The organism is Cupriavidus sp. 2SB (assembly GCF_005503625.1).
Taxonomy (GTDB): domain Bacteria; phylum Pseudomonadota; class Gammaproteobacteria; order Burkholderiales; family Burkholderiaceae; genus Cupriavidus.
Genome location: NZ_SCMX01000124.1, coordinates 1 through 12,425 on the forward strand (window position 1 = coordinate 1; position 12,425 = coordinate 12,425).

The window sequence follows — 12,425 nt, forward strand, 5'->3', positions numbered from 1 at the left end:
ATACGGGCCATTAGTGGCCATATTCGTCACAAATTAAGGGCGGCGGCTCTAAAGAACGCACCCCTCGGGCCGTTATTTTCGCTGCCCCCTTCATTCCCGAAACAGGCACCTGTTTCCCCGCCTTTTCCTCCCAATGCTTTCCCTGCCCGGATTTGATAATCCTCGGTGACGAAGTGCCGCCCGCGCGCTTCGTATTGGAGCCTGCATGTCCGAGGAAAGCGATCTCGAGAAAACCGAACCCGCCTCACCCCGGCGCCTTGAAAAGGCGCGCGAGGAGGGGCAGGTGGTGCGTTCGCGCGAACTCGGCACGTTCGTGATGCTGATGACGGGCGTCATCGGGCTCTGGACCCTGGGCGGCACGCTGGGCCGCAAGCTTAACGCCGTGATGCAGACGAGCCTGGCGTTCGAGCCGGCCACGGCGTTCGATACCAACCGGATGCTGTCGCAGTTCGGCATCGCCATTTTCGATGCGCTGCTGGCTTTCATGCCGCTGCTGCTGATGTTTGGCGTGGCCGCGCTGGTGGCGCCGATGGCGCTGGGCGGATGGATCTTCTCCACCAAGTCGTTCATGCCCGATTTCAAACGGCTCAACCCGCTGTCCGGGCTGGGCCGCCTGTTCTCGATGCATTCGCTGGTGGAACTCGCCAAGGCCATCGCCAAGTCCCTGCTGGTCGGTGGCGTCGGTGGCTGGATGGTCTGGCGCAAGCTGCCGGAAGCCATCGCGCTGATGAACGCGCCGGTCGAGGAAGCCATGCTGCACACGATGGAACTCGTGCTGTATGTGTGCGGCATCGTGGCCGGTTCCCTGCTGCTGGTGGTGGCGCTGGATGTGCCCTGGCAGCTATGGGAGTACTACAAGAAGCTCCGCATGACCAAGGAAGAGGTCAAGCAGGAGATGAAGGAAACCGATGGCGATCCGCACGTCAAGGCCCGTATCCGCCAGCAGCAGCGGGCCATGGCGCGTCGCCGGATGATGACCGAGGTGCCGAAGGCGGACGTGGTGGTGACCAACCCCACCCACTTCGCCGTGGCACTGCGCTACGACGAAAAGGCGCGCTGGAATGCGCCGCGCGTCGTGGCAAAGGGCACTGACGAGGTGGCCGCCCGCATTCGCGAGCTGGCCGCCGAGCATCGCGTGCCGGTGTTGTCTGCTCCGCCGCTGGCGCGGGCGCTGCACCGTCACGTGGAACTGGGCCATGAAATCCCGGCGGGACTGTATACCGCCGTGGCTGAAATCCTGGCCTGGGTGTTTCAACTGAAGAACTGGCACTACAGCTATGGTCCGCAGCCCGACGCACCGTCGGATCTGGCTGTGCCCGATGAACTCGCCGTACCGGAAAGCCGCGCATGAACGCACTGACCAATCTTTTCAACCTGCCCGCGTTGATGCGCGGCGGCACCCAGATGAAGGCGATGGCAGGTCCGCTGCTGATCGTCATGATCCTCGGCATGATGATCCTGCCGCTGCCGCCGTTCATCCTGGACCTGCTGTTCACGTTCAACATCGCACTGGCCATCATGGTGCTGCTGGTGGGCATGTACACGCAGCGCCCGCTGGACTTTGCCGCGTTCCCGGCCGTGCTGCTGTTTTCCACGCTGCTGCGCCTGTCGCTGAACGTCGCATCCACGCGCGTGGTGCTGCTCGAAGGCCATACCGGCCCCGACGCCGCCGGCAAGGTGATCGAGGCGTTCGGCCACTTCCTGGTGGGCGGCAACTTCGCGGTCGGTATCGTGGTGTTCGCCATCCTGGTGGTGATCAACTTCATGGTGATTACCAAGGGTGCGGGGCGTATCGCGGAAGTTGGCGCGCGCTTCATGCTCGATGCCATGCCCGGCAAGCAGATGGCCATCGACGCCGACCTGAACGCCGGCCTGATCAATGAAGAAGGCGCGCGCAAGCGCCGTGCCGAAGTGGCGCAGGAATCGGACTTCTACGGTGCGATGGACGGTGCGTCGAAGTTCGTGCGCGGCGACGCCATCGCCGGCCTGCTGATCATGTTCATCAACGTGGCTGCCGGCATGGTGGTCGGCATGGTGCAGCACGATCTGGACTTCGGCACCGCCGTTCACAACTACACGCTGTTGACAATCGGTGATGGCCTTGTGGCACAGATCCCGGCACTGGTGATTTCCACGGCAGCCGGTGTGATCGTGTCGCGTGTGTCGAACGAGCAGGACGTGGGCCAGCAGCTGACGGGCCAGCTGTTCTCGAATCCGCGCGTGATGTACATCACCGCCGCGATCATCGGCCTGATGGGCCTGATCCCCGGCATGCCGCACTTCGCCTTCCTGGCACTGGCCGGCGGCCTGATCTGGCTGGGCCGCCATATGACCAAGCGCGAGGTCAAGGCTACGGAAACCAAGGCGAAGGAAGAGCGCAAGCCCGCCGTCGCAGCCGAAGCCGCGGAAGCCACGTGGGAAGACGTCACGATGGTGGACCCGCTCGGCATGGAAGTGGGCTACCGGCTGATCACGCTGGTGGATCGCGGGCAGAACGGCGAACTGCTGGGCCGTATCAAGAGCATCCGCAAGAAGATCGCACAGGACATCGGCTTCCTGGTGCCGGTGGTACACATTCGCGACAACCTCGAACTGAAGCCCAACGCCTACCGCATCACGCTCAAGGGCGTGGAAGTGGGCAGCGGCGAAGCGAATCCCGGCCAATGGATGGCGATCAATCCCGGTCAGGTCAGCGGCACGCTGCAAGGCGCGGCCACGCGCGATCCGGCGTTCGGCCTGCCGGCTGTGTGGATCGATGCCAACCTCAAGGAACAGGCGCAGGCATACGGCTACACGGTGGTGGATGCCAGCACCGTGGTGGCCACGCACCTGAATCACGTGATCCAGATGCACGCGTCGGAACTGCTGGGCCGTCAGGAAGTGCAATCGCTGCTGGACCGCATCGGCAAGGAAGCCCCGAAGCTGACCGAAGACCTGGTGCCGAAGACGATCTCGCTCACGGGTTTGCAGAAGGTGTTGCAGAACCTGCTGGACGAAGGCGTGGCGATCCGCGACATGCGCACCATCCTCGACGTGGTGGCCGAGCATGCACCGAAGGTCAGCGATCCATCCGAACTCACTACGCTCGTGCGCGTGGCACTGGGCCGTGCGATCACGCAGCAACTGTTCCCGAACAACGCGGACATGCAGGTCATCGGCCTGGATGCCGGGCTGGAGCGCGTGCTGACGCAGGCCATGACCAACGGCGGCGGCATCGAGCCGGGTCTGGCCGATGCGCTGCTGCAGCAGGCACAGGGCGCCGTGGTGCGCCAGGAACAGATGGGCTTCGATCCGGTGCTGCTGGTGCCGGCGCCGCTGCGGCCGCTGATGGCGCGCTTCCTGCGCCGCACGCTGCCGCAACTGAAGGTGTTGTCGCACGCCGAAGTACCGGACAACCGCAATATCCGTATCACCGCCATGATCGGCGGTGCAGCGTAAGGACTGAATCATGAGCGTGGCAAAGTTTGTGGCGGCCAATGGCCGCGAGGCGATGCGCAAGGTACGTGAGGCCATGGGCCCCGACGCCGTGGTGCTGTCGAACCGCAGCATCGAAGGCGGCGTGGAAATCGTGGCGATGCGCGATACCGACCTCGGCGCCGTCAGCGCCAGCGCGCAGATGTACGAGCCCGCCGTTTCGGCCATTGCACCGGCTATCGCTGCCGCACCGTCCAAGCTGCAGATGCTGCAGGCACTGCACGACGACCATGAGCCAGCCGTGCCCGGTTACGCACCGCTCGGCCTGCTGAATGCACCGTCGATGTCGCCGCTGCCTTCCCTGGCACCTGCGGCTTCGTCGATCACGCCTTCGCATCACGCCTTTGCCGCCACCGCACCCACCGCCGCGCCCGAAGGTGCCGCGCTGGGCGATCTGCGTGGCGAACTCGCTTCGATGCGCTCGATGCTCGAACGCCAGTTCGCTGGCCTGGCACATCCCAGCGCACCAGGCGTGGCCGCTGGCGATCCGCTGCGCGAGTCGCTGTTCGAGTGGCTGATCAATGCAGGGTTTTCGGGCCAACTGTCGCGCACGCTGCTGGCACGCCTGCCGGTCGGTACGGATCGTCCTGCCGCGATGGCGTGGATTCGCGCGGAAATCGCCAGCAAGGTGCCCGTCCTCGAAAACGAGGATGCACTGTTCTCGCAAGGCGGCGTACTGGCCCTGATCGGTCCGACCGGTGTGGGCAAGACCACCACCACCGCCAAGCTGGCCGCGCGCTTTGTGCTGCGCAACGGCCCGCAAAGCCTGGCGCTGCTGACGACTGACCGTTTCCGTATCGGCGCACACGAACAACTGCGCATCTATGGCGACATCCTTGGCGTGCCGGTTCACGCCGTGAAGGATGCAGCGGACCTGCGCTTCGCACTGTCGGCGATGAAGGACAAGCACCTCGTCATCATCGACACCGTGGGCATGAGCCAGCGCGACCGCAGCCTGTCCGATCAGATCGCGATGCTGGCTGGCGTGCAGACGCCGATGCAACGCGTGCTGCTGCTCAATGGCGCCGCGCATGGCGACACGCTCAACGAAGTGGTTCACGCCTATCGCAACGATGGCGCCGGGGCTGCCGGTGGTATCGATGGCTGCATCATCAGCAAGCTCGATGAAGCCACGCACCTCGGCTCCGTACTCGACGTGGTGATCCGTCACCGCCTGCCGGTGTACTACGCCTCGACGGGTCAGCGCGTGCCCGAACATCTGGAACTGGCACAGGCCGACGCACTCGTGGAGCGCGCCTTCCTGACGCCGCGCCGTGGCTCGCTGTTCAATGACGCCGATGTGGCGCGCCGTCAGGCCGCCAACGCAGAAGCCGCAGCCGCGCCGCGCCAGCCGGAACGCAGCGGTGCGGACGACATGCTGCGTTCGCTGACCGACAGCGCCAGTGCCGTAGGCGTCTGCGTGGAAGAACTGAACGCCGAACGCTATGGCTTCGAGCTGGCCCGCCAGCTCTGGCAGCAACGCACGGCAGGTGCCACGGCACTGCGTCCGATGGCCCAGCAGGTTCGACTGACGATGTGCCGCGAGGCGAGCCGCGCCTGCGACAAGTATGTGCTGGCCGTCACGCACAACGCCGCGCACGCCGTGGAAGGCCGCCGCGCCCCGCAGATGATGCAGCACACGCTGTGGCTCGCGGATCGCGATGGCCTGCCGCTCGCCAGCACCGTTGTGCCGGCCACGCGCGCACGTCAGTCGATCGCCGAAGCAGAAGCCGATGCGGATGCCGCTACCGTGCGCAGCACGCTGGCCGCTGCACGCACCATCGTCAATCTGGTGTCGTCGCTGCCCACGCCCGCCACGCTGGCGCGCTGGCAGCAACTGGGCGAGCGCTGGGTCGCCGGCACGCGCAAGACCACGCGCGTGATTGCCGATGGCCAGGCCAACAAGCTCGATACGATCGCCGACACGCTGACGTTCCATGCAATTGGCGATGTGGAGTTTCGTGAGCGCGATGCGGTGCATTGGCTCGCGCATGGCATCGTCCGTATTCCGGACGGGCAGGTCCGTACCGCGGCACGCCAGCGCGGCGCGGGTGGCGAGGTCGGCAGCGAGGCATGCCTCGTGGTGTCGCGCCTGGTGGATCGCCAAAGCGGCGAGATGCTGTCCGTCGATTACCTGCTTTGCGATCCTGCACTGGCCGATGTGGCCGGGCAGGTCGCACGCTGGTCGCAATGGACGCTGGCTGCCGAAGAGCAATTCCGCACGCTGCGCCACGCGATGGAACATTTCGCACAACCGGGCGATGACGATGCCGCGCTGTGCAATAGCATGGCCTCGCTGCAACTGGGCCTGACCACGCTGCGCCTGCAGCATTCGCCCACGCAGACCGCGCCCGCGTTCCTGTCGCGCCTCGCGGGCCGTGCCTCGGCACGCGTGAATGCGCCGGTGGCGGGCACCGTACTGAACGAAGGCATGGGCCGCCTGCTGGCGCTGCTCGACGTGCTTGAAAACTATCCGGGCCGCAACACCGCCTCGCCTTCGATGGTGGAAGCGGAGAAGGTGGAAGAGCCGGCCGAGGCTGCCATGTACGCGATGCGTGCGATGCAGTCCACCGAAGCCATGCCGCAGTTTGCGGCCGCAGGGGAGTAAGACTTGAATCCGATGGCTTCCGATCAGGCAGAAAGTCTGCGCCGGCTGCTGGCTCCCCGCGTCACGCGGCGGATTGCCGTAGTCGGTGCCGAACCCGGCGCCGGTACGACCACCGTGGCGTTGGGATTGGCTAACGCGTTGTCGATGCAGGGCGAACGCGTGCTGCTGGTCGATGAAGACACGTTCGGCGCACGCGCCACGCGGCTCGCGGGTGCATCGCCCACGGCCACGCTGGGTGACGTGATGGCAGGCCGCACGACGCTGGCTTCGGCCATCGGCACGCGCGCCGCCACGGGCATTGCCGTGCTGCCGGCCGGCGCGTTGCCGTCGGGCACGCGGCTCGATGACGCCGCAATGTCCGCGCAATGGCCCGACATGCGCACCGTGATCGTCGATGCACGCCGCGATGGCACGGGCGCGCTGTCACCGCTGGCTGCAGTTGCGCACAACATGGTGATCGTGATGCGGCCCGAGGCCAATTCGATCACCGCCGCCTATGCCTGCATCAAGCGGCTGCACCATGAATATGCATGCCGTCAGTTCCAGCTCGTCGTGAATCTTGCGGCGGCGGAAGGGACGGTCGTGGCCCTCGCGCGCAACCTGGCCCGTACGGCGAGCCAGTACCTGGGCGTGGAGGCCAGCCTGGCAGGGTATCTGCCGCTGGATCCGCTGGTAGCGCGTGCGCTCCAGCTTGGACGGTGCGTGGTGGAGGCGTACCCCGCCGCTGCGGCCACCGGTGCGTTGCGGCACATCGCCGGTGGTACCGGCGCATGGCCGCTGCGCCACGAATCATCGCCCCAGGGCATGGCTTCGGCCGTGCCCGCGTGACACGCCAAGAACAAGAAGTCCCGACAAGACCCGAAACCGAAACTCAGCCAGCCAGTGGCCGCCATCGTCTCCGACGGCCCCGGCACACACAGACAGCATTTACCGAGAGTTCCACCATGTACACGATTCAGGGAAAGCTCGAGCAGGCGGACGTGGTCAAGTCACACGCGCCACTGGTGCGGCGCATCGCGCTGCAACTGGCGGCCAAACTGCCCGCCAGCGTACAGATCGACGACCTGATCCAGGCCGGCATGATCGGCCTGCTCGACGCCGCCAAGCGCTATGAAGACAACCACGGTGCGCGGTTCGAGACTTATGCCAGCCAGCGTATTCGCGGCGCCATGCTCGACGAGGTGCGCGCCAACGACTGGCAGTCGCGCAGCCTGCGGCAGTTCACGCGCAAGATCGAACGCACGCAGCGCCAGCTCGAACAGAAGCTCGGCCGCACACCGATCGATTCGGAAGTGGCCGCCGAGCTGGAGATGGCGCTCGACGAATACCAGGAGCTGCTCAACGAGGTCTATGGCTGCCAGTTGCTGCACTACGAGGATTTCGAGCGCTCGGGAGAAGAAGATTTCCTGGATCGCCACCTCGGCGTGACCGATGACGGCAACCCGCTCACCGTGCTGATGGAGTCCGGCATGCGCGATGCGCTGATCCGCGCCATCGACAAGCTGCCCGAACGGGAGAAGCTGGTGCTGTCGCTGTGCTACGACCAGGAACTGAACCTGCGCGAGATCGGCGCGGTGCTGGAGGTCACGGAATCGCGCGTGTGCCAGATCCGCAGCCAGGCCATCACGCGCCTGCGCAATCAACTGCGCGGCATGCTGTGATGCGCAGCGCCATGGTCAACCCCTGCATCGCTGCCGCGCTCTGCGCGGGCTTCGCACTGGCGGCTGCGCGCAGCGATGCGCAGACCGTGGCGCCGGTGTTCATGAAGGCCACGTACGAGCTTGCCGGATCGCGCTACGCGTGGACTGCCTCGGTGCAGGCGCCCCAGATCACGAATCGGGGCCAGCGCACGTTGTCGTCGCCCGTGATGCCGGTGGCCACCATGCCGCAGGCATCGGGACAGATCACGTCCGTGCGCTGGCGCTACAGTTTCACGCGCGTGCCGCCGGTCGACATGCAAGCCTACCTGTGCAACGCAGATCGATGCGTGCTGTTGCCGGGCGCCGAAGGCAAGACCGACGCCTTTGTGGGCGACAACGCCACCAAGGGTTTTGTCTTCGCGTATCGCGTGCCGGGTCAGGGCAGCCTTGCCCCGATGCTGCAGGGCCGCAGCAACGAAGTGACCGTCAGCTATCGCTGATTGTCAGCACTGCGCGCTCGATGGCACGTTTCGTGCGCCTTTCCGGCCACGCAACGTGCAGAGTGCGCGACACAGAACCCCGCAATCCCCTTCCTGTGTGACCCCGGCTACACGGCGAACATGATCGCCGTGTAATTCCTACGCGCAAGTCTCGCCACGTTGCTCCCTCAGCCCATGAGCCTGAAAGGATCGACGATGGAAGAATTTAGCGACATCAAACTTTCGCGGCGCGAGTTCGTGATGGTCGGCGCGGCCTCGGTCTCGGCGGTTGCCGTACCGGCTGGCGCGGCCACGCCTTCCACACAGCGTACTCCGGCGTCGATGACGCCTGTGGCGGCAAACGTTTCATTCGTGGTCAACGGGCAGCCTCGCTCGCTGCAACTCGACACGCGCACTACGTTGCTCGATGCCCTGCGCGAACATCTGCATCTCACGGGCACGAAGAAGGGCTGCGACCACGGACAGTGCGGCGCCTGCACGGTGATCGTCGATGGGCGGCGCATCAATGCCTGTCTGACGCTGGCCGTGATGCACGAAGGTGCGAAGGTGACGACCGTGGAGGGACTCGGCACGCCCACGCGCATGCATCCGATGCAGGTGGCCTTCGTGAAGCACGACGGCTATCAATGCGGCTATTGCACGCCAGGACAGATCTGCTCGGCCGTGGCCGTGCTCGATGAAATCCGCGCAGGTATTCCGAGTCATGTCAGTCCCGATCTCAACGCGCGGCCGCATGCATCGCCAGGCGAGATCCGCGAGCGGATGAGCGGCAATATCTGCCGCTGCGGCGCCTACTCCAATATCCTCGAAGCGATCACCGAAGTTGCAGGGAGCCAGTCATGAACCCCTTCACCTACGCGCGTGCGCATTCCCCCGCCGAGGCTGCGGCGGCAGCCATGCAATCGCCCGGTGCGCGCTTCATCGCGGGCGGCACCAATCTGCTGGACCTGATGAAACTCGGCATCGAGACGCCGACGCACCTGATCGACGTGAACGGTCTCGCGCTCGACAAGATCGAAGCGACGCCGCAAGGTGGATTGCGCATCGGCGCACTGGTGCGCAACACCGATCTGGCTGCCGATGCGCGGGTGCGACGCGACTACGGTGTGCTGTCGCGCGCGTTGCTCGCGGGGGCTTCGGGCCAGTTGCGCAACCGCGCCACCACGGCGGGCAATCTGCTGCAGCGCACGCGGTGCCCCTATTTCTACGATACCAACCAGCAGTGCAACAAACGCAATCCGGGTAGCGGATGCGCGGCGATTGGTGGCATCAGCCGCCAGCATGCAGTCATCGGCAGCAGCACGGCGTGCATTGCCACGCATCCCAGCGATATGGCGGTGGCGATGCGTGTGCTCGACGCGAGCGTGGAGACGGTGCAGCCCAACGGCGCACGCCGCGTGATTCCGATTGCGGACTTCCACAAGTTGCCGGGCAATACACCTCATATCGAAACGGTGCTGGAGCGCGGCGAGCTGATTACCGCCGTCACGCTGCCGGCCCCGCTGGGCGGCACGCATGTCTATCGCAAGGTGCGGGATCGCGCATCGTATGCGTTTGCCCTGATCTCCGTGGCAGCCATCGTGCAGCGAGACGGCACGGGGCGCGTGGCGCTGGGCGGTGTGGCACACAAACCGTGGCGCGTGGAAGCCGCCGATGCGGAGATGGCGCACGGACCCACTGCGGTCACGCAACGATTGCTCGATGGCGCCACACCGACAACCGATAACGAGTTCAAGCTGCAGCTCGTGCGCCGCACGCTGGCTGCGGTGATGATGCAAGAGAAAGGAGCGAAGTCATGAAGTTCGACACTCCTGCTACCACCAATCCGATCGACCAGTTGCGTGTGGTCGGCCATCCCACCGACCGCATCGATGGCGCGCGCAAGACCACAGGCACCGCGCCGTATGCGTACGAACGTCACGACGTGGTGCCGAATCAGGCGTACGGCTACGTGCTCGGCGCAGGCATCGCCAAGGGACGCATCGCATCGATGCAACTTGATGCCGCGCGTCGCGCACCGGGCGTACTCGCCATCGTGACAGCCGCCAATGCGGGCAAGCTGGGCAAGGGCGAGCGCAATGCGGCGAAGCTGCTGGGCGGTCCCGAGATCCAGCATTATCATCAGGCGATTGCACTGGTGGTGGCGGAGACATTCGAACAGGCCCGCGCGGCGGCCATGATGATTCGGGTGTCATACACGAAAGAATCCGGCAGCTACGATCTGGCTCACGCCTGCTGCTACGCCAAGCCGCCGTCGAAGGATCAGGAACCCGATACCGCCGTAGGTGATTTCGCAGGAGCCTTTGGCGCAGCGCCCGTGCAACTCGATGCGAAGTACACCACGCCGGACCAGTCGCACGCGATGATGGAGCCGCATGCGTCGATTGCCGCGTGGAATGGCAACCGGCTCACGCTGTGGACATCGAACCAGATGATCGCGTGGGCGCACAAGGATCTGGCTGAAACGCTGCGGGTGCCGAAGGAGAATGTGCAGGTCATCTCGCCGTTTATCGGCGGTGGCTTCGGCGGGAAACTGTTCGTGCGCGCGGAGGCGTTGCTGGCGGCGCTGGGTGCGCGCGCCGCGCGTCGTCCCGTGAAGGTGGCGCTGACGCGTCCGGTGATGGGCAACAACACCACGCACCGTCCGGCCACGATCCAGCGCATTCGCATCGGCGCCACGCGCGACGGCAAGATCACGGCCATCGGCCATGAAAGCTGGTCCGGCAACCTGGAGGGCGGCGATCCGGAAACGGCGGTCATGCAGACGCGTTTGCTGTATGCGGGCGCCAACCGCATGACCGCGATGCGGCTCGCCACGCTCGATCTGCCCGAAGGCAACGCGATGCGTGCGCCGGGCGAGGCGCCGGGCATGATGGCGCTGGAAATCGCCATCGACGAAATGGCCGAGAAGCTTGGCATGGACCCTGTGCAGTTCCGTATCGTCAACGACACGCAGGTCGATCCCGAGAAGCCAGAACGTCCGTTCTCGCAGCGTCGTTTTGTGGAATGCATGCAGCAGGGCGCCGAGCGCTTTGGCTGGAATCGTCGCAACCCGAAACCAGGGTCGATGCGTGAAGGACGATGGATGATCGGCATGGGGGTGGCATCGGCATTCCGCAACAACCTGGTGATGAAATCCGCCGCGCGTGTGCGTATCGATCAGGGTGGTGCGGTGGTGGTGGAAACCGACATGACCGATATCGGCACGGGCACGTACACAATCATCGCGCAGACCGCTGCGGAGATGATGGGCGTGCCGCTTGAACAGGTGGTGGTGCGGCTCGGCGATTCATCGTTTCCGATATCGGCGGGATCGGGTGGACAGTGGGGCGCCAACAGTTCGACCGCGGGTGTGTATGCAGCATGCGACAAGCTGCGCCAGACGTTGGCACGGCGCGCAGGGTTCAACACCAATGACGTGACGTTCGAAGGTGGCCAGATCCGTGCAGGTGGCCGTAGCGTGCCGCTCGCGCAGTTCGCGGGTGTGTCCGCCGAAGACGCGATCGAGTTCGGCGACCTCGACAAGAAATATCAGCAATCCACCTTTGGCAGCCATTTCGTGGAGGTGGCCGTGGATATGGCCACAGCAGAGATCCGCGTGCAACGCATGCTGGCGGTCTGTGCGGCGGGGCGAATCCTCAATCCGAAATCCGCGCGCAGTCAGGTGATCGGCGCGATGACGATGGGCGTGGGCGCTGCATTGATGGAGGAACTTGCCGTGGACACGCGGCTTGGCTTCTTCGTCAATCATGACCTGGCGGGCTACGAAGTGCCTGTGCACGCCGATATTCCGCATCAGGAGGTGATTTTCCTGGATGAAACCGATCCGATCTCGTCGCCGATGAAAGCGAAGGGCGTGGGCGAGTTGGGTATCTGCGGCGTGGCTGCAGCAGTGGCGAACGCGGTGTACCACGCGACGGGTGTGAGGGTGCGGGATTATCCGGTGACGCTGGATAAGTTGCTGGCGGGGATGCCGGTGGTGGCATAAACGCGACCGCTCCGCGAAGGTTTGCTCCCCTCTCCCGCAAGCGGGAGAGGGGCGGGGGAGAGGGCCAGCGGTGCAAATCGCGAGGTGGTCGGCAAGCAGAGCGGGCCTGTCAGGAATTTTGTGTGTAGGGCATAACATGTCGTTAAGGAGCATGTATGCCACGCAAACCGAAAGCCCCATTGCGGGAATTGCCCGCCATCCGGAAGGAATTGATT

The 12,425-nt window shown here is 65.0% G+C and carries 9 protein-coding genes; all 9 read left to right on the forward strand.

Features of this window, described 5'->3' with window-relative positions:
- Positions 1–205 precede the first annotated feature (205 nt).
- Positions 206–1,351 (forward strand): flagellar biosynthesis protein FlhB, encoded by a 1,146-nt coding sequence (gene flhB / locus FFS21_RS30590; protein ID WP_137928421.1) that lies wholly within the window; start codon positions 206–208, stop codon positions 1,349–1,351.
- Positions 1,348–3,438, forward strand: coding sequence for a flagellar biosynthesis protein FlhA (flhA, locus tag FFS21_RS30595; protein ID WP_137928422.1), 2,091 nt, complete (start codon positions 1,348–1,350; stop codon positions 3,436–3,438). The genes flhB and flhA overlap by 4 nt, the downstream gene beginning before the upstream one ends.
- Positions 3,439–3,448: 10 nt before the next feature.
- Positions 3,449–6,082, forward strand: coding sequence for a flagellar biosynthesis GTPase FlhF (flhF, locus tag FFS21_RS30600; protein WP_137928423.1), 2,634 nt, complete (start codon positions 3,449–3,451; stop codon positions 6,080–6,082).
- 12 nt (positions 6,083–6,094) lie between these two features.
- Positions 6,095–6,910: a MinD/ParA family ATP-binding protein gene (locus FFS21_RS30605; RefSeq protein WP_137928428.1), complete on the forward strand. Its 816-nt coding sequence runs from the start codon at positions 6,095–6,097 to the stop codon at positions 6,908–6,910.
- A 116-nt stretch (positions 6,911–7,026) separates the two neighbouring features.
- Positions 7,027–7,743, forward strand: coding sequence for an RNA polymerase sigma factor FliA (locus FFS21_RS30610; protein ID WP_137928424.1), 717 nt, complete (start codon positions 7,027–7,029; stop codon positions 7,741–7,743).
- The gene (locus FFS21_RS30615; RefSeq protein WP_370459349.1) at positions 7,743–8,222 is read left to right on the forward strand and encodes a flagellar protein FlhE; all 480 of its coding nucleotides are present in this window, start codon (positions 7,743–7,745) and stop codon (positions 8,220–8,222) included. The genes FFS21_RS30610 and FFS21_RS30615 overlap by 1 nt, the downstream gene beginning before the upstream one ends.
- Positions 8,223–8,417: 195 nt before the next feature.
- Complete coding sequence (paoA, locus tag FFS21_RS30620; protein ID WP_137928425.1) at positions 8,418–9,065, forward strand: aldehyde dehydrogenase iron-sulfur subunit PaoA; 648 nt, start codon at positions 8,418–8,420, stop codon at positions 9,063–9,065.
- Positions 9,062–10,021, forward strand: a complete 960-nt coding sequence (locus FFS21_RS30625) for an FAD binding domain-containing protein (RefSeq protein ID WP_137928426.1) — start codon at positions 9,062–9,064, stop codon at positions 10,019–10,021. The genes paoA and FFS21_RS30625 overlap by 4 nt, the downstream gene beginning before the upstream one ends.
- Positions 10,018–12,210 carry an aldehyde oxidoreductase molybdenum-binding subunit PaoC gene (gene paoC, locus FFS21_RS30630; RefSeq protein ID WP_137928427.1) on the forward strand — a complete coding sequence of 731 codons (2,193 nt, stop codon included), beginning with the start codon at positions 10,018–10,020 and terminating at the stop codon, positions 12,208–12,210. The genes FFS21_RS30625 and paoC overlap by 4 nt, the downstream gene beginning before the upstream one ends.
- The last annotated feature ends 215 nt before the right edge of the window (positions 12,211–12,425 follow it).

Bases quoted from the DNA above. Each gene is read 5' to 3' on its own strand.
- flhA (WP_137928422.1), top strand. From the start codon at position 1,348: ATGAACGCACTGACCAATCTTTTCAACCTGCCCGCGTTGATGCGCGGC.
- FFS21_RS30610 (WP_137928424.1), top strand. From the start codon at position 7,027: ATGTACACGATTCAGGGAAAGCTCGAGCAGGCGGACGTGGTCAAGTCA.
- FFS21_RS30615 (WP_370459349.1), top strand. From the start codon at position 7,743: ATGCGCAGCGCCATGGTCAACCCCTGCATCGCTGCCGCGCTCTGCGCG.
- FFS21_RS30625 (WP_137928426.1), top strand. From the start codon at position 9,062: ATGAACCCCTTCACCTACGCGCGTGCGCATTCCCCCGCCGAGGCTGCG.
- flhF (WP_137928423.1), top strand. From the start codon at position 3,449: ATGAGCGTGGCAAAGTTTGTGGCGGCCAATGGCCGCGAGGCGATGCGC.
- paoC (WP_137928427.1), top strand. From the start codon at position 10,018: ATGAAGTTCGACACTCCTGCTACCACCAATCCGATCGACCAGTTGCGT.
- FFS21_RS30605 (WP_137928428.1), top strand. From the start codon at position 6,095: ATGGCTTCCGATCAGGCAGAAAGTCTGCGCCGGCTGCTGGCTCCCCGC.
- paoA (WP_137928425.1), top strand. From the start codon at position 8,418: ATGGAAGAATTTAGCGACATCAAACTTTCGCGGCGCGAGTTCGTGATG.
- flhB (WP_137928421.1), top strand. From the start codon at position 206: ATGTCCGAGGAAAGCGATCTCGAGAAAACCGAACCCGCCTCACCCCGG.